General features: G+C 70.4%; 15 protein-coding genes and 1 pseudogene. 9 read left to right on the top strand and 7 right to left on the bottom strand.

Annotated features, from left to right (window positions below; all coding sequences use genetic code 11):
- The first annotated feature begins 254 nt into the window (after positions 1-254).
- Positions 255-1,261: pseudogene (locus ACYVO6_RS35655) on the top strand (IS5 family transposase).
- A gap of 67 nt (positions 1,262-1,328) precedes the next feature.
- On the opposite strand, the gene ACYVO6_RS35660 reads toward ACYVO6_RS35655, so the two are convergent.
- Complete coding sequence (locus ACYVO6_RS35660; RefSeq protein WP_461068623.1) at positions 1,329-3,599, bottom strand: MMPL family transporter; 2,271 nt, start codon at positions 3,597-3,599, stop codon at positions 1,329-1,331.
- A gap of 175 nt (positions 3,600-3,774) precedes the next feature.
- On the opposite strand from ACYVO6_RS35660, the gene ACYVO6_RS35665 reads away from it, so the two are divergent.
- Both ACYVO6_RS35665 and ACYVO6_RS35670 read left to right on the top strand, forming a co-directional pair.
- A complete protein-coding gene (locus ACYVO6_RS35665; protein ID WP_461068625.1) occupies positions 3,775-4,947 on the top strand; it encodes a sensor histidine kinase in 1,173 nt (390 codons plus the stop codon).
- Entirely contained in the window at positions 4,922-5,584 is a 663-nt protein-coding gene (locus tag ACYVO6_RS35670; protein ID WP_461068627.1) for a response regulator, read from the top strand. Before ACYVO6_RS35665 ends, ACYVO6_RS35670 begins: the two co-directional genes overlap by 26 nt.
- Before the next feature lie 336 nt (positions 5,585-5,920).
- Here the strand turns inward: ACYVO6_RS35670 and ACYVO6_RS35675 are convergent, their stop codons facing one another.
- Together ACYVO6_RS35675 and ACYVO6_RS35680 are read right to left on the bottom strand one after the other, a co-directional pair.
- Positions 5,921-6,166: a hypothetical protein gene (locus tag ACYVO6_RS35675; RefSeq protein WP_461068629.1), complete on the bottom strand. Its 246-nt coding sequence runs from the start codon at positions 6,164-6,166 to the stop codon at positions 5,921-5,923.
- Between the two features lie 259 nt (positions 6,167-6,425).
- Positions 6,426-7,460 carry a LacI family DNA-binding transcriptional regulator gene (locus ACYVO6_RS35680; RefSeq protein WP_461068631.1) on the bottom strand — a complete coding sequence of 345 codons (1,035 nt, stop codon included), beginning with the start codon at positions 7,458-7,460 and terminating at the stop codon, positions 6,426-6,428.
- Positions 7,461-7,642: 182 nt separating this feature from the next.
- Between ACYVO6_RS35680 and ACYVO6_RS35685 the strand changes: the two genes are divergently transcribed.
- From ACYVO6_RS35685 to ACYVO6_RS35700, 4 genes are all read left to right on the top strand, one after another.
- Positions 7,643-8,425, top strand: coding sequence for a TIM barrel protein (locus ACYVO6_RS35685; RefSeq protein ID WP_461068633.1), 783 nt, complete (start codon positions 7,643-7,645; stop codon positions 8,423-8,425).
- Between the two features lie 120 nt (positions 8,426-8,545).
- On the top strand, positions 8,546-9,565 hold the full coding sequence (locus tag ACYVO6_RS35690) for a sugar ABC transporter substrate-binding protein (RefSeq protein ID WP_461068635.1): 1,020 nt from the start codon (positions 8,546-8,548) through the stop codon (positions 9,563-9,565).
- 95 nt (positions 9,566-9,660) lie between these two features.
- Entirely contained in the window at positions 9,661-10,680 is a 1,020-nt protein-coding gene (locus ACYVO6_RS35695; protein WP_461068637.1) for a Gfo/Idh/MocA family protein, read from the top strand.
- A 74-nt stretch (positions 10,681-10,754) separates the two neighbouring features.
- Entirely contained in the window at positions 10,755-11,717 is a 963-nt protein-coding gene (locus ACYVO6_RS35700; RefSeq protein ID WP_461068639.1) for a sugar phosphate isomerase/epimerase family protein, read from the top strand.
- Between the two features lie 142 nt (positions 11,718-11,859).
- Here the strand turns inward: ACYVO6_RS35700 and ACYVO6_RS35705 are convergent, their stop codons facing one another.
- The 4 genes from ACYVO6_RS35705 to ACYVO6_RS35720 all read right to left on the bottom strand — a co-directional run bounded on the left by ACYVO6_RS35705 (position 11,860) and on the right by ACYVO6_RS35720 (position 14,065).
- On the bottom strand, positions 11,860-12,699 hold the full coding sequence (locus tag ACYVO6_RS35705) for a transposase family protein (RefSeq protein WP_461068641.1): 840 nt from the start codon (positions 12,697-12,699) through the stop codon (positions 11,860-11,862).
- 64 nt (positions 12,700-12,763) lie between these two features.
- Positions 12,764-13,204, bottom strand: a complete 441-nt coding sequence (locus tag ACYVO6_RS35710) for a hypothetical protein (protein ID WP_461068788.1) — start codon at positions 13,202-13,204, stop codon at positions 12,764-12,766.
- Positions 13,205-13,393: 189 nt separating this feature from the next.
- Positions 13,394-13,792 carry a hypothetical protein gene (locus ACYVO6_RS35715; RefSeq protein WP_461068643.1) on the bottom strand — a complete coding sequence of 133 codons (399 nt, stop codon included), beginning with the start codon at positions 13,790-13,792 and terminating at the stop codon, positions 13,394-13,396.
- A gap of 135 nt (positions 13,793-13,927) precedes the next feature.
- Positions 13,928-14,065, bottom strand: coding sequence for a hypothetical protein (locus ACYVO6_RS35720; RefSeq protein ID WP_461068645.1), 138 nt, complete (start codon positions 14,063-14,065; stop codon positions 13,928-13,930).
- 644 nt (positions 14,066-14,709) lie between these two features.
- Between ACYVO6_RS35720 and ACYVO6_RS35725 the strand changes: the two genes are divergently transcribed.
- Together ACYVO6_RS35725 and ACYVO6_RS35730 are read left to right on the top strand one after the other, a co-directional pair.
- Entirely contained in the window at positions 14,710-15,372 is a 663-nt protein-coding gene (locus ACYVO6_RS35725) for an RNA polymerase sigma factor (protein WP_461068647.1), read from the top strand.
- The gene (locus tag ACYVO6_RS35730) at positions 15,372-16,517 is read left to right on the top strand and encodes a hypothetical protein (RefSeq protein WP_461068649.1); all 1,146 of its coding nucleotides are present in this window, start codon (positions 15,372-15,374) and stop codon (positions 16,515-16,517) included. Before ACYVO6_RS35725 ends, ACYVO6_RS35730 begins: the two co-directional genes overlap by 1 nt.
- The last annotated feature ends 148 nt before the right edge of the window (positions 16,518-16,665 follow it).

The following is a 16,665-nucleotide window of genomic DNA, read 5'->3' on the forward strand; positions in this document are numbered from 1 at the left end:
GGCGACTGTCACGTACGGATCTGTGAGAGCCGAGGGGTGAGACTCCCCTCGGCTACTCGGCAGGGGCCTGGTGTGCTGGGGTTCGGGGTGCCCGTGCTGGTCGTGGGCGGATGACTTCGGTGAAGATCGTCGGTCATCAGGAGACTTCGCGGTTCGTGAGGACCAGCAGGGCCCTGACTAGGGCGCGTATCGAGTCGTGATCAATTTGCGGGATGTGCCTTCGTAGCACGGTCCGGTCCGATAGACGGTCTTACGTGACGCGAGTGCAACTGACCGATCCGGATTGGGAGTTCATCGAGCCGTACCTGCCGATCGGCGAGTACGGCCCGAACCCCGAGCGACTGCGGCAGCAGTTCGAGGGCGTGATCTGGCGGTTCAAGACGGGCGGGCAGTGGCGGGAGATGCCGACGGAGTTCGGCGCCTGGTCGACCGTCCACAACCGCTTCCGGCAGTGGCGTGACGCCGACGTCTTCGAGGCCCTGCTGGAGGGCCTGATCACGGAAGCCGCGAAGCGGGGTGAGGTGGACCTGTCCCTGGTCAGCATCGACTCCACCACCGCCCGAGCCCACCACGACGCGGCCGGGATGCACCTCGACGAGGACGTCGTCACCGCCCTGGAGAAAGCCGCGGCCGAGGAGGAGAAGGCCAGGTCAAAGGGGGCGGCCTCGAAGAACAAAACGGGCAAGAGGCCGAAAGTGATCCCGCGCTGGAAGAACGACGACGCATCCGGCGTCGGCGGAAACTCCGGCTGAAGGCCGCCCTCCTCGGACGTTCCAGAGGCGGGCAGAGCAGCAAGGTCCACCTCGCCGCCGACCGCAAGTGCCGCCCGCTGGCGTTCATCCTGACCACAGGCCAGGCAGCGGACAGCCCGCAGTTCATCCCCGTCCTGAAGAAGGTACGGGTACGCGGGCCCGTCGGCCGACCCCGCATCCGGCCGGACGCGGTCGCCGGGGACAAGGCGTACTCGTCCCGCGGAAACCGCGCCCACCTGCGCAAACGCCGTATCAAGGCGGTCATCCCGGAGAAGAAGGACCAGGCCGCCAACCGGAAGAAGAAGAAGGGCTCCAGAGGTGGCCGACCCGTCAGCCACGACGCCGATCTCTACAAGGAGCGGAATACCGTCGAACGCCTGATCAACACGCTCAAAGCATGGCGAGGCATCGCCACCCGATACGACAAGACTCCCGACAGCTACCTCGCCGGTCTCCACCTGCGCGCCTCGGTGATCTGGATCAAGGACCTCACCAGGACCACCCGGTGATCACGACTCGATATGCCCCTAGGTGACGCGCTGAGGTGCCGGACGCCAAGGGCGGGCAGGAGTTGAGTCAACGGTCAGCCAGCCGTGGACGCGGGGCCTCACCCGTGGATTCCGCGTCGGTGTCGTCGGTGCCGACCGGGCCGCGGGGAAGCATCCAGTCTAGCCACTTCGGCAGCCACCAGTTGGTCCGGCCGAGGAGTGTCATGGTCGCCGGTACCAGCACCATGCGTACGACCGTGGCGTCGATGAAGATCGCGGTGGCCAGGCCGAGCCCGAACATTTTGGTGGAGGGGTCCTCGGCGACGGCGAAGGACAGGAAGACCGCCACCATGATGAGGGCGGCCGAGGTGATGATCCGGGCGGTGCCCGAGACGCCCTCAACGATCGCCGTGCCGTTGTCGCCGGTGCGCAGGTACTCCTCGCGTACGCGGGAGAGGAGGAACACCTCGTAGTCCATCGACAGGCCGAACAGGATGGCGAAGAGGAACATCGGGATGAACGACACGATCGGAACCGTCGCTTCCAGCCCGATGAGTGCGCCTCCCCAGCCCCACTGGAAGACCGCGACCATGATGCCGTAGGCCGCGCCGATGCTCAGCAGATTCAGCAGTACCGCCTTGAGCGGTACGAGTATCGAGCGGAAGACCAGCATCAGCAGCAGGAACGACATCGCCAGCACGGCGGCGACGAACACCGGCAGGCGTTGGCTGGTGCGTTGGCCCACATCGGACAGGCTCGCGGCGGCGCCGCCGACGTGGGCCCTGGCCGGGCCGTGCCCGATCGCCGTGGGCAGCACGTCGGTGCGCAGCCGGGCGATGGTGTCGGCCGTGGCCTTGTCCTGAGGGCTGGTGGTCGGGAACACCACGAGGGTCGCGATGCCGGTGGCCCGATCGATGTGCGTCGGCGCGACGGATGCGATGCCCGGATCCGCCGCGACCGCCCCGACGAGTCGGTCCAGCACTCCCGGATCACGGGCGGGGTCCGCGGCGATGACGAGGGGACCGTTGGTGCCCGGGCCGAATCCCTCGGCGACGAGGTCGTACGCGCGGCGCTCGGTACGGCTGTGGGGCAGTGAGCCGTCGTCGGGCAGGCCGACGCGCAGGCCGAGCACGGGCAGCGTCGCGGTCAGCAGCAGCCCCGCCGCGCCGACCGCGTACGGCACCGGGTGCCGGCTGACGTGCCCGATCCAGCGACGCCACCCGGCGGCGTGGGCGGCGCCCGCCGCCGGGTCCCGCCGCCGTGCGAGCCGGCCCAGCTTCCTGGTCTGCAGAGCCCGGCCGATCCGGCCGGCCCGGGCCAGGCGCGGGCCGGCGGCGCCGAGGAAGGCCGGCAGCAGCGTCACCGACGCGAGCACCATGGTCAGGACGACGATCGAGACGGCAAGCCCGCCGACCGTCATGAACGGCACGTTCGCGACCGCCATGCCGAGGATCGACACGACGACGGTGCCGCCGGCGAAGACCACCGGCCGCCCCGCCGTGGCCACCGCTCGTCCGGCCGCCTCGTGCGGATCGAGCCCGCGCGCAAGGTACTCCCGGTGCCTGGCGAGCACGAACAGCGCGTAGTCGATGCCCACTCCGAGCCCGACCATGCTGCCCAGGACCGGCGCGAAGGTGGGGACGTCCGTCACCCCCGCCAGTACCGTCATCGTGGCGACCCCGACGGTCAGTCCGAAGACCGCCATGCCGATCGGCAGCGCGGCGGCGACGAGCGAACCGAACGCCAGGAACAGGATCGCGGCCGCGGCGAGGAGGCCGATCAACTCGCTCGCGCCGCCGTCGGGGTCGGAGAAGGCGTAGAAGAGGTTCCCGCCCATCTCGATGCGCAGCGGCAGCTCGGCGCGCAGCCGGTCGCCGAGATCGACGAGGGCGTCGAGGTCTTCGGCCGACAGCCGGCTCTGGTCGGGGTACTGCACCCGGACGACCGCGATCCGCCCGTCGGCCGAGACAAGGCCGCCACGCACAGCCTTTCCCCCGCCTGCGTCGAGTGCCCCCGCCGGGTCGCTCGTGCCGAGCACGTGCGGCAGCCGCTTCACCTCGGTCTGCAGCCGCGTGAGAGCGGTGCGCGCGCTGCCGTGGTCGAAGAACGTCGCAGCGCCGTCGAGGGGGGTGACGACCACTTGAGCGGTCATCCCCTCCTGGCCGGTGCCGGCCCGCTCGATCAGTTCCGCGGCCCGCTGGGAGTCCAGTCCCGGAGCGGTCATCGAATCCGCATTCCGCCCGCCGAAGGCGACGGCGGCGAGGACGGCGAGCGTGGCGGCGACCAGCCATGCCGCGATCACCCGCCAGGGATGGCGGGCGGCGCTTGCGCCCAGGCGCAACAGGGCTTTCGAGAGCATCGGGTCCTCCAACCACCTCGTCGGCCGTCCTTGTACGGCCGCCGATGCCGAGGCTCGTCGCCACGGCGCTCTGCGGCATCGGCTCGCGGGCCGCGGATCCATCGGCCCCAAGTCGGAGTGACGCCCCGTCCTTTCGGCCGATGCGCGGCACGGCGCGGTCCCTACGCTGAGAACCGTGCTGCGCGACGACCTGCGAACCCTGTGGACCGAACCCCGGCCGCCCGACGCGCCCGCCCGGGTGCGGCGGGACTGGGCGCTGCTCGCCGCGGGCCTGGGCGGTGTGGTGCTGGAGGCCACCCTGCGCGAGAACGTCGTGTGGCGGCCGGTGGCGGTGGGTTTCACCGTATGGCTGTGCCTGCTGCCCCTGTGGCGCCGGACCCGCCCGCTGGCGATGGTCACGCTGGCGTTCGGCTCGGTGATGCTGCTCCAGGTGGCCTCGCTCGTCGCCGCACCGCGCGAGCCCGTCGGCCTGGACACCGCCGCGGTCGTGCTCGTGCTGGTGTACGCGCTGCCCCGGTGGGGATCGGGACGCGAGATCGTGCTGGGCGGCGCGGTGATCCTCGCGGTCGGCGCGCTGTGTGTCGTCACGTACGAGGCTCCGGTCGTCGAAAAGGTCGTGGGCTTCGTCTTCCTGCTGCTGCCCGGCGTGGTCGGGGCTGCCGTGCGGTTCCGGGTGACCGCTCGCGAGCGACAGTTGGAGCAGGTACGCTCCCGCGAGCGTGAACAGCTCGCCCGGGAACTGCACGACACGGTGGCCCACCACGTGTCGGCCATGGTGATCCGCGCCCAGGCGGGCCGGGTACTCGCGGGCACCGACCCGTCCGCCGCCGTCGAGGCGCTGGAGGGGGTCGAGGAGGAAGGGGCGCGCACGCTGGAGGAAATGCGCGCCATGGTCGCCGCGCTGCGCGACCGCGGGGTCGGCGCCGAGCTGGCGCCGCCTGCCGGCGTCGCGGATCTGGAGCGCCTGGTGCGCACGCCGGGTGATCGCCTCAAGGTCGACCTGGGGCTCGACGGCGAGCTGGACTCGCTGCCCCCGGCCGTGGACGCGGCCGTCTACCGCATCGTGCAGGAGTCGGTGACCAACGCGCTGCGCCATGCGGTCGACGCGACCGAGCTCGTCGTCCGGGTCGCCGCGGAACGGCACACGGTACGGGTGAGCGTGCGCGACAACGGCCGACGCACCGGCCGGGGTCGCGACGGATACGGACTTACCGGACTGCGCGAGCGCGCGACCCTGCTCGGCGGCACACTACGAGCCGGCCCGGGTACCGACCGGGGCTGGCATGTCGAAGCCGAACTGCCGAGAGCGAGGAGCGAGAGCGGTGTCCATTCGCGTCCTCGTCGCTGACGACCAGGCGATCATCCGCACCGGGTTGCGGATCATGCTGAACGCCCAGCCCGGAATCGAGGTGGTCGGCGAGGCCGCCGACGGACACGAAGCGGTACGTCTGGCCCGCGAACTGCGCCCCGACGTCTGTCTGTTCGACATCCGCATGCCCGTGCTCGACGGGCTCGAGGCCACCCGGCTGATCGCCGGCCCGGGCGTCGCCGACCCGCTGGTCGTGGTCGTCATCACCACGTTCGACCTCGACGAGTACGTCTACGGCTCACTGCGTGCGGGCGCCCGCGGATTCCTCCTCAAGGACACGGGACCGGACCTTCTGGCCCAGGCCGTACGGTCGGCGTCCGACGGTGAGGCGCTCATCGCGCCCAGCGTCACCATCCGTCTGCTCCAGGCGTTCGCGGACCTGCCCGCCGGCCGGCCCGCGGCCCAGCCGGTCTCCCCCGTCACCGCCCGCGAGGAGCAGGTGCTCCTCGCCGTCGCCCGCGGGCTGACCAACACCGAGATCGCCGATGCACTGCACATCAGCCTCAGCACGGTGAAGACGCATCTGGCGAGCCTGATGGCCAAACTCGGCGCCCGCAACCGGGTCGAGATCGCGATGTGGGCCTACGAGACGCGCCGTATCCTCCCCGGAACCTGAGCCGGGTGCCGGGCCATGTCCCATGAGTCCCCGCCCGGACATCAGTGCACCGGTCGGCTCACGTCGGCTCCACGTGCCTCACCCGCCCCAGAGCGTGACGTACCAGGAGGCCGGAAATGGGACGGTGAGACACCCGATACGACAAGACTCCCGACAGCTACCTCGCCGGTCTCCACCTGCACGCCTCGATGATCTGGATCAAAGACCTCACCAGGACCACCCGGTGATCACGACTCGATACGCGCTCTAGGGCGGTCGCCCATGTCGGGGCGGTGCGGACCTTGCCGAGGACCCGCTAGTTCTTCAGGTGGGCGAAGCCGTGCTCGACCAGCGCCCTCAGACCCCGTGAACAAACTGATCATTTCCGGCCGTCTCCGCGGCGCGTACCGACTGCGAGTCGATGATCGCGGCGGTCGGGTCGGTGTCCCGTCCCTCGTACCGGCGGACCTCATCGCGCAGGTCATTGTGGATGACGTCGACGCTTCCGTCCTGCCACCACCGGGTGAAGGCCGTGTGCACCGTGTGCCAGTGCGGGAAGTCGCCCGGCAGGTTGCGCCACTTATTGCTTGGCTTGCGGCTCACGGCACCGTCATGCATCTCGCCGATCACCAGCCTCAGGCGGCCGACCGATCCGCTTCATGCCAATCCGTTCCATGCCCCAGGTGGTGCGGTGTCTGAACAGCGCGATCCACGGCAGCGGCTCGTGTTCGTCCGCTTGCCTGCCTCCTTGGCTCGCGCGTCCGCCTGGATGTAGGCGGGTTCCTCGGCGGACAGCCGCGGGTGGTCCTTGGGGCGCGGTGGAACTTCGACCAGATCGAGCCGGGACGTGGAGCAGCGCGGGTCAGGAGCGGCAAGGTGCCCTGGTGGTGCTTCGTATGACGAGGTGTGGTGTGACGACGACTTCTCGTTCGTCGTCCGTCGCCCCGCCCTCCAGCCGGGCGACGGCCCGGTTCACGGCCCGGCGCGCCAGCTGGGGGGCTTCTTGCCCGACCGTGGTGAGTTGGACGTGGGCGAGGCGGGCGAGGTGGCTGTCGTCGAAGCCGACGACCGAGATCTCGTCGGGCACAGGGATGCGGGCGCGCAGGAAGGTGTCGAGGACGCCGATGGCGCAGTGGTCGTTGAAGGCGAGGACGGCGGTGGGGCGGGAAGCTTCGGCGAGGAGTTTTCGTGCGGCTGCGGCGCCGTGGTCCTCGGTCAGCCCGCCCGGCACGAGTCGGACGCGGTCGGTGAGGCCGTGGTGCTTCATGGCCGACTTGTAGCCGCGGCGCCGGTCGGCCGCGCCAGGCGCCCTGCCCCCGTCGATGTGGACGATGTCGCGATGGCCCAGTGCCACGAGGTGGTCGACCGCCTGGCGGGCGCCCTCGTCGTCGGCCGCGCGGACGACGTCGACGCCGTCGGCGAGCGGGCGCAGCCGGCGGGCCACGGAGACGACGGGTAGCTGCGCCGCGAATTCTGCCAGCCGGGCCGCCGGGGCATGGGGGCTGAGCAGGATCAGTGCCTCGCAGCGGTCGGCGAGCAGCGTCTCCGCCGCCTCCTGTTCGCTGCGGCTCGCGGCGACGGCGCTGAGTGCGATCTGATAGCCGGCCGCCCCGGCCGCGGCGTAGAGCGCCTCAACCATGTCAGCGTGGAAGGGCTGTTGCAGGTCGAACTGCACTCCCACCAGGTGCGAGCGGCTGCTGCGCAGGAGGCGGGCCCTGCTGTCCGGCCGGTAGCCGATTTCCTGCGCGGCCCGCAGCACCCGCTCGCGACTTGCCGCGCTGGGCCCCTTGGCACCGCGCATGACCATGGAAGCAAGCGGCACGGAGACACCTGCCCGCGCCGCGAGGTCGCTGAGCGTCGGCCGCTTTCCGTCCGGGACGGCAGAGCGCGATGGCACCGTCGGCCTTCCTGATCGAGGGTCTTCTCCGAGGTGATCGTAGACCGGGCCAGGCAGGACACGCACTGGTCAGCGTTGTCACAACGTTATAAATCAAATGTCCGCACAAACCCTTGACAGGCCGCCCGGAGCCTGGCGTACTGCTCCTGTTCTCTTAGAACGTTATAAGTCTGGAGCTGTGAATGTACACGTTGGCGGTCTGTGCCGAGATGGTCTACCGCGACCTGCCGATCGAGGAGCGGGCCCGGCGCATCCACGAGGCCGGCTTCCAGGTGGAGATCTGGGACTGGACCCGGCACGACCTGAACGCACTGGCCCAGACCCCCGCCGAGTTCTCCTCGATGACCGGCTACATCCGCGGCACCCTGACCGACCCGGACGGCGCGGCCGAACTCCTGCGCACGGCCGAGGAATCGATCAAGGCCGCCGAGCATCTCGGCTGCCCCCGGCTCAACCTGCACGGCACCGGCCTGGACGCCGAGGGCCTGCCCGTGGTGCCGGTGACCGGCGAGGCCACCGGCGAGATGTGGATCACCGCCCACCGCACGCTCACCCGCCTGGCCGAACTGGGCGAAAGCGCGGGCGTCACCTTCACCTTGGAGAACCTCAACACCGCCGTCGACCACCCCGGTGTCCCGTTCGCGCGGGCCGCCGACACCTACGCCCTGGTCGCGGCAGTCGGTCGGCCCGGTCTGCGGATGAATCTGGACCTGTACCACGCCCAGATCGGCGAGGGAAACCTCATCGAGCTCGTCCGCCGCGCGCATGGCGCGGGGCTGATCGGAGAGATCCAGGTCGCCGACGTGCCCGGCCGCCATGAACCCGGCACCGGAGAGATCAATTATCCGGCCGTCGCCCGCGCCCTTACCGACCTCGGCTACGACGGCACGGTCGCCCTGGAGGCATGGCCCTCCGGCGACAGTCACACCGCCATGGAGCGGTTCCGCGCCGCGTTCACCCTCTGATCCCCACCCCGAGCCGCACAGCCGGCCACCCAGTAGCTCCCCGTCCGACCCACAACGGGATGTGTCGCGTCCCGCCGGTGGATCACCCCTTCCCGCAAGTCAGCACAGTGAGGTGCCGAAATGAACCGCTCACTTCCCGCCCGCTCCCGCAGATTCACCGTCCTGGTGGCCATGGCCGCCAGCGCAGTCCTTACGGTCGCCGGCTGCTCCAGCAGCTCGGGCGGCAAGAAGTCGGAGGAGAGCGCCGACGGCGTCTCCGCGGGCCAGGCCACCACACCCCGCATGACGATCGCGATGATCACCCACGCGGTCCCCGGTGACACGTTCTGGGACACCATCCGCAAGGGCGCCCAGGCCGCGGCCGCCAAGGACAACATCAAGCTGGTCTACTCCTCCGACCCGAACGGGGGCAACCAGGCCAACCTGGTGCAGAACGCGATCGACCAGAAGGTCGACGGCATCGCAGTCACCCTCGCCAAGCCCGATGCCATGAAGGGCACCGTGGCCAAGGCGGTGCAGGCCGGTATACCCGTGGTCGGCTTCAACTCCGGTGTGGACCACTGGCAGAAGCAGGGCCTGATCGAATACTTCGGCCAGGACGAGACCGTCGCCGGCGAGGCGGTCGGGAAGAAGCTGAGTTCCCTCGGTGCCAAGAAGGTCGCCTGTGTCATTCAGGAACAGGGCCAGGTCGCCCTCGAGGCACGCTGCGCGGGCGTCAAGAAGGGCTTCTCGGGCACGACGGAAAACCTGTTCGTCAATGGCGCCGACATGCCGTCCGTGCAGTCGACCATCACCGCCAAGCTCAAGCAGGACCCTTCCATCGACTACGTCGTCACCCTCGCCGCCCCGGTCGCGCTGACCGCCACACAGGCGGTGTCCGAGGGCGGCAGCAAGGCCAAGGTCGCCACCTTCGACCTCAACAAGGAACTCGTGAAGGCGATCCAGGGCGGCAGCATCCAGTTCGCCGTCGACCAGCAGCCCTACCTGCAGGGCTACCTGGCGGTCGACTCCCTCTGGCTCTACAAGAACAACGGCAACTACAGCGGCGGTGGCGTGGCGCCCGTGCTGACCGGCCCGGCCTTCGTCGACAAGGCCAACGTCGCAACCGTCGCCACGTTCGCGGCCAAGGGAACACGGTGACGGGTACGACCCGGGGCACGGCCGGACCCATGTGGGTCCGGCCGGCCCACGGCTGACCGTCACCGCCGCCCCCCACCCCCAAGGCAAGGAACCACATGACCCACCACACCTCCCTTGGAGTCGCCGTGATCGGCGCCGGCCGCATGGGAGCCGACCACGTACGCCGGATCAGCGAGGTGACCAGCGGCGCCCATGTGGCCGCCGTCGTCGACGTCGACATCGATCGCGCCAAGACGGTTGCCGCCGACGCCGAAGGATGCGCGGCATACGGCGACGTCGCCGAAGCGATGGCCTCACCCGACGTCGACGCGGTGCTGCTCGCCTCCCCGGGCGTCGCCCACGAGGCGGCACTGCTCACCGCGTTCGAGTACGACCTGCCCGTCCTGTGCGAGAAGCCCCTCACCCCCGACGCCGCCTCCGCCCTGCGCGTGCTGGAGGCCGAGCAGCGGCTCGGGCACCGCCGGGTGCAGGTGGGCTTCATGCGCCGCTACGACCACGAGTACATCAAACTCAAAGCGCTGCTGGACAGCGGGAAACTGGGCCGGCCGCTGATGCTGCACAACCGGCACCGCAACCCGTCCTGCCCGCCGGACTTCACCAGCGCCATGCTCATCAACGACTCCGTGACCCACGAGATGGACATCACCCGCTGGCTGCTCGGCCAGGAGATCACATCCGTCACCGTCATGCGGCCGCGGCCCTCCGGCAACGCGCCCGAAGGGCTGGCCGATCCGCAGTTCGTCGTCTTCGAAACCGACGGCGGCGCCCTGGTCGACGTCGAGATCTACGTCAACGCCCGCTACGGCTACCAGGTCCACGCCGAGGCAGTGTGCGAGCACGGCACCGCCCGCATCGGCGACCGGCACGACATGCTCGTCAGCACCGGCGGACGCTGGGGCGGCACGGTCACCCCCGGCTTCGTCGAGCGGTTCGCCGAGGCGTACGACCGCGAGGTCCAGGCATGGATCGACGCCACCCGGCGCGGCGAGGTCACCGGCCCCAGCGCCTGGGACGGCTACGCCGTGGCCGCGGTCTGCGAGGCGGGCATCCGCGCCCAGACCGAGGGCCGCCGCGTCGAGGTGGAACTCGCCGACCGCCCAGCCCTCTACATCTGACCCCCACCGCCGGCACACCGAACCAGCGGGGAACGACCACTCCCCGCCCGACCACACCGCAGACGGGACGCATCATGAAGATCGGTCTGAACACCGACAGCGTCGGGCACCTCACGCTCGACGAGACCCTGGACCTGGCCGCCGAACTCGGCCTGGACCACGTGGAGTTCGCCACCGGCGCCTGGTCCACCGCCCCGCACATCGACATCGACCGGCTTCTCGACAGCGACGGCGCGCGCCGCGAACTGCTGGCCAAGGTCGCCGACCGAGGGCTCACGATCAGCGCCCTCACCTGCTCAGGCAACCCCCTGCACCCCGGGCCCAGCGGCCGCGAGCACGACCAGGTCGCGCGCAGGACGATCGCTCTCGCCCCGCTCCTCGGCGTCGACCGCGTGGTGATGATGTCCGGGCTGCCGGGCGGGCCGGGCGACGCCAACCCCAACTGGATCACGGTCTCCTGGCCGCCGGAGACCACACAGATCCTCGACTGGCAATGGACCGAGGTCGTACTCCCGTACTGGCGAGACCTCGTCGCCCACTCCCGTGACCGGGGCGTACCCAAGCTCGCTCTGGAGATGCACGCCCACCAGGCGGTCTACAACGTCCCCACCCTCCTGCGCCTGCGCGAGGAGGTCGGGCCCGTGGTCGGGGCCAACTTCGACCCCAGCCACCTGATGTGGATGGGCGCCGACCCGCTCGCCGCCATCGAGACCCTGGGCGAGGCGATCTACCACGTGCACGCCAAGGACACCCGGCTGGAACCCTCCCGCCAGGCGCTGACCAGCAGGCTGGAGACGCTGCCGGTCATGGCCGCCAAGGAACGCTCCTGGAACTACGTCACCCTCGGCTACGGCCACGACGACGCGTTCTGGCGCGCGTTCTGCCTCGCCCTGCGTCGAGCCGGCTACGACGACGTCCTGAGCATCGAGCACGAGGACGTTCTTGTGGCCCCCGTCGAGGGCGTCACCAAAACCGTCGACCTCCTGGGTCGCGTCGCCCTGCGCGACCCCAGCTCCTACAAGCCCCAGGAGATCTGAGCCGTCAGAAGCCGCACGGACAAGGTAAGAAACACTGATTGAGACCCGTGCGTCGTGAAGTTGCAGGTCACGGGTCTGGTGTGCGTGGGGTTCGGGGTACTCACGCTGGCCGCGGGCGGATGACTTCGGTGAAGATTGTCGGTCACCGGGAGATTTCGCGGTTCGTGAGGACGAGCAGGGCACTGACCAGGGCGGTCGCCCACTTCGGGTCGGTGCGGACCTTGCCGAGCACGCGCCAGTTCTTGAGGTGGGCGAAGCCGTGCTCGACCGGGGCTCTCACGGCTGCCAACGCCTTGTTGGACAGCTTCTGTCCACGCGTCAGGGGACGATTCCGTGCCGCTTTGTAGCCGGTGATCACCGCCGGGTCGGCGTCCGGGCCGCTGTCGTCGAGTCCGACGAATCCCAGGTCGGCGACGGCTCCGAGTCCAGCCGCCTGCAACTTCTGCGTGAGCTGGTCGTGTCGGCAGGCGGTGATCTCCGAGGTCCGCCCGGGCCGGGCGGCCGAGGCCCACAGCAACCGCCCCCGGTCGTCGGTGAGTGCGATCACGAGCAGGCCGTGGCACGTGTTCTTGCCGGAGTAGTTCTTCCGGTTCTCGGCGCCGGTGCGCCTTCGGGTGCGGATCAGCGTGCCGTCCAGCAGTACGATGCCGCCGCCCTTTCGGGCGATCTTCTTCAGGGCTCTGTCCAGGCGTGGGGCGCGGGCGGCGAGCAGGTCGACGACTTCCCGGACCCACCGGGTCACGGTGGTGCGGTGTATCCCGTTGCCGCCGGCCAGGTCGCCCGGCCGCTGGTCACAGCGCAGCACCGCGAGCACGATGCCCGCGATCTTCCCGGCGGGCAGGGCCCGCCACCGGGAGCGGATCTTCTTCAAGTGGCTGCGTATCAGGTCGGCGAGATAGTTCAGGGTGGAGCTCGACAGAGGCAGGCGGGCGGTGTAGACAAGGCCGTCAGGGCCCTCGACCGTGCTGTTGGCTTTCTTCACACCAAACTCAACTGCCGTCGGGGGCCCGCTGGTTACGTCCTGCTGGCAGCGGCCCGCGACGCCGTCACCGGCGTGCGGTGAAGCGGCCGTCGGGCCGCTTGTGCAGCCAGCCGCGATCGGCGAGCTTGGTCATCTTCGCGCGCAAGGGCTCCAGCTTGCCGCGGACCGAGGTGTCCAGGCCCAGGCGTTCGCCGACCGCTCTGACCTGCACCGGGCCGTCGGCGTCCCTCACCATCGCCAGGATCTTGCGGTAGTCCTCGGGCAGCGCGGCCTCGTCAGGGTTCTCGCCGCGATGCGGGATCAGCAGCACCGCCCGCCCCGCCACCCGGACCGGTGCCGGGGCTGCGGCCGCGACCCGGTCCTGCTCAGCCAGCCGGTTCAGGACCCGCTCGGCGATCACCAGCTCCTCCCGCTCCGCCTGGACCTCATGCAGCTGCTTGGCCAACTCCTCGACGAGCGTGTCCAGTTCGCCCCGGCGGGCCGCAATCCGCTCCAGCTCCTGCATCCCCACGCCCCTCATGGTCTCCCGCCGTACCGGCCCGGTGACGGATCGTAGGAGCGGCCTGGCGGTCCGCGCAGCGGAACCCGGCAACGACTCCGGTCGACAGGCCAGAAGATCTTGGCGAGGGACACCGGCCGATGACCGGCGTGAGCACCCCGATCGTCCCGCACACCAGACCCGTGACCTGCAACTTCACGATGCACGGGTCTCAATGATGATGACCTCGGTGCTCTTCTGGACCCGGAGGCGGTGACCGCACTGGCGTAGGCGGACTTGGTGGCGGTGTGCTCGGTGACGCAGGCGGTGGTCGCTCGCCACGAGCGAGGCGATCACAGTCAGAGCGAGGAACGGGTCGCGGCGGGTCAAGGCGGCGTCATCGGGAGCGGGGCCTTCCTGGTCGGCTGCGAGGTGCGGGTGGTCCCGGTCGGCGGTGTCCCTGGGCGGGCCGGTGGGTGGGCAGCAGGCGTCGCAGCCTGCGCGGCGGCGGGCAAGCGCGGTTACGGCTGCCACCAGGAGCAAGGTCGCCGCGGTGATCACCCAGGGGTTGCCCAGGAAGCCGCCCAGTGCACCGAGGGCACCGGCGGCGACCAATACGGGCCCTGTACAGCAGACGGTCATCACCAGGGCAGCGCCGATCCCGGCGGCGGCGCTGCCATGGCCGGAGGGCTCTTGGTCACGGTGCGGGGACCGGTCGGTGGCGGGCGTGGCAGTGGTGCTCCTTACGGGTCAGTTCTGGCTGTCGGGGATGCGGGTGCAGCAGGTCAGCGCGGTGGCGTTGCCCGTGGCGAGCGAGCGAGCGGGCGAGGACAACCAGGTCGGCCGCGAGGGGGCGCCGACGGAAACCAGTACATCGGAGGCAGTCACCAGCACGGCCGTGGTGCACCCGGGCGTCCGTGGCTTGGCAGATGGGGCGGCGGGTGGGCCTGTCACGAGGGGTGCTGTCGCCCCAAGGGTGAGGTGTACCGCACCACTACCTCGCGAATAGGTCGATGCCGGGCAGAGGAAGAGCTGGTGGAGATCCAAGCCGACCGCGGGGGCGGATCGGGATGTTTGCCCTGCGGCAGCGCCGAGTCGAAGGGGTTGATGAGCTAGCGGCTGGGACGGCTCAGCGCATCGGCCCGGGGAAGATCTGACGAGGTGTCTGATCGCGTTGGTCACGCGCTGGCCGCGTTGGTCACGGGAATCGCATATCTTCGCAGGTCAGGGCACTAAACCACGGAGACGGCCGGGGCCGCCACCCCCCACAGGAGAGGCCCCGACCGTCGCGCGGTACGGGCCGCGCGGCGACCCGTACTCTCTACAGCGCCGGGGGTGCGTTTTCTGTCACACCCCGGCGCTGGGATGAGTTGCTTGTACGTTGTACGCACATGGACGTCAGATGCTTTCTGGCCGTACCGTGCATTTCGCGCCGGATGCGGGGCAGGACCGCATCCATCAACTGAGGAACCACGACGGCGAGAACCCGGTCCGCGAGAGCGGCGCCGGCTTAGGCGCAAAAGGGGCGCGCGGTGCTGGGGGACGACGCGGAGCTGACCGCCGCGGTGCTTGCGGCACAGGACGGGGACGAGAACGCCTTCCGGACTGTGTACCGAGCCGTGCATCCACGGCTGCTGGGGTATGTACGGACGCTGGTCGGCGACCCGGACGCCGAGGACGTCACGTCCGAGGCCTGGCTGCAGATAGCCCGGGACCTCGAACGGTTCAGCGGGGACGCAGACCGCTTCCGCGGCTGGGCCGCCCGGATCGCCCGCAACCGCGCGCTCGACCACATACGGATGCGCGGCCGCCGCCCGGCGATAGGCGGCGACGAGACCGAGCTCACCGGGCGGGCGGCCGAGTCCGACACCGCCGGTGAGGCCATCGAGGCGCTCGCCACCGGTAACGCCCTGTCCCTCATAGCCCAGCTTCCGCAGGACCAGGCGGAGGCCGTCGTACTGCGCGTCGTCGTCGGCCTTGACGCGAAGACCGCCGCCGAGACGCTGGGCAAGCGCCCGGGAGCCGTCCGCACGGCGGCGCACCGCGGTCTGAAGCGGCTCGCGGAGCTGCTCGGCGCGGATCCGGAATCCACCGGCGCACTGAGTGCCGTACCCCCACAAAGAGAGCCGCGTACTGACGCGGTGTCGTCCGCAGGTGTGACGCATATGCGTTCGCGGACGCAGAAGGACATGTGATGGCCGACGAGCAGTACAGGTGGTTGGACCGCAGTACCGCGGAACGACTCCTGCGCGGAGAGCCACTCGAAACCGTCGACGGCGACACCCGCCACCAGGCCGACCGGCTCGTCCGGGCGCTGGGCGCGCTGACTGTCGAACCCCCGCTGAGCAGCGATGAACTCCGGGGCGAGGCCAATGCGATGGCCGCCTTCCGCAAGGCGCGCACCGGCCGGGACGAGGAGCACGCGACCCTCGGGCACCGCGACCGTCCGCACACGGCCACGTCCGCCGATGCGGGAGTCGTCCGCCTCGGCCGCGCCACGGCGGGCCGTCGCCGTCCGTCCCGCGTGGGCCGCCCGGTGCGTTTCGGGCTCGCCGCCACGCTGGCCGCCGGGATGCTCGGCGGGGCCGCGATGGTCGCCACGGCCGGAGTGCTGCCGTTCACCGACGACGAACCGGAACCCCCCGGGGCCACGGTGACCGCGCCCGCCACCCCGAAGCATCCGCTGATCACTCCGTCCCCCGACGGGACGCGGGGCGGCGCCCCCGACGTATCGAATCCGGACGGCGACACGGGCGGCCCGACCGGCGACGGCTCCTCCTCGGCACCGGAAACCGGTGACGACGCGCGCAAGGAGACACCGGGGAGCACGCCCCCGCGGCCCGGAGCGGCCGCCCCCGGCCCCGAGGCGCGCTCCGAGGCCTGGTGGAAGAAGGTCACCGCTTCCTGCCGGGACGTCCGCGACGGCAAGAAGCTCGCCCCCGACCGCCGACGCAGCCTGGAGGAGGCGGCGAGCGGCGCCGAGCGCGTACGACAGTACTGCGCGACCGTCCTCAAGCAGTCCGAGGACCGGGATGACGACTCGGTGTCCGAGGGGAACGGCCAGGGCAACGACGACGCCGACGACTCCGACGACGGGGACGACAAAGGCGGCGAGAAGAACGGGAAGGGAGGGAAGGGCGGCAAGGACGGGAAGGGCAAGGACGACGAGCCGGGTGTCATAACCCCGACCAGCGACGCCCCGACCAGCGACGTCCAGCGCCGCGCCACCCCGGCCCTCACCCCCGCCTCCGCCGAGGGAACTGCCTCCGACGAGGAGACGCCGACCTCGGCCTCCCAGGACGGTACGACTCCGCTGTCCTCGACCCCATCCCGGCCCTGACCTGCGATTTCGTACGCCTTCAAAGGTCTGGCCCGCAGGGTGTGACACTTTCGGCCGGGGTAACGCAGTATTAAGTGAGCCGACTGGTCATCGGCTGGCGCACGAGCCGGGGTTCCCCCCGTACCCATGGCTCAGTGCACATCGGCGC

This window comes from Streptomyces pseudoechinosporeus (assembly GCF_054783935.1).

What these genes read in the sequence shown, in the direction of transcription:
- ACYVO6_RS35660 (WP_461068623.1), bottom strand. Translation starts at nt 3,599, where the DNA reads ATGCTCTCGAAAGCCCTGTTGCGCCTGGGCGCAAGCGCCGCCCGCCAT.
- ACYVO6_RS35685 (WP_461068633.1), top strand. Translation starts at nt 7,643, where the DNA reads ATGTACACGTTGGCGGTCTGTGCCGAGATGGTCTACCGCGACCTGCCG.
- ACYVO6_RS35690 (WP_461068635.1), top strand. Translation starts at nt 8,546, where the DNA reads ATGAACCGCTCACTTCCCGCCCGCTCCCGCAGATTCACCGTCCTGGTG.
- ACYVO6_RS35695 (WP_461068637.1), top strand. Translation starts at nt 9,661, where the DNA reads ATGACCCACCACACCTCCCTTGGAGTCGCCGTGATCGGCGCCGGCCGC.
- ACYVO6_RS35700 (WP_461068639.1), top strand. Translation starts at nt 10,755, where the DNA reads ATGAAGATCGGTCTGAACACCGACAGCGTCGGGCACCTCACGCTCGAC.
- ACYVO6_RS35710 (WP_461068788.1), bottom strand. Translation starts at nt 13,204, where the DNA reads ATGCAGGAGCTGGAGCGGATTGCGGCCCGCCGGGGCGAACTGGACACG.
- ACYVO6_RS35730 (WP_461068649.1), top strand. Translation starts at nt 15,372, where the DNA reads ATGGCCGACGAGCAGTACAGGTGGTTGGACCGCAGTACCGCGGAACGA.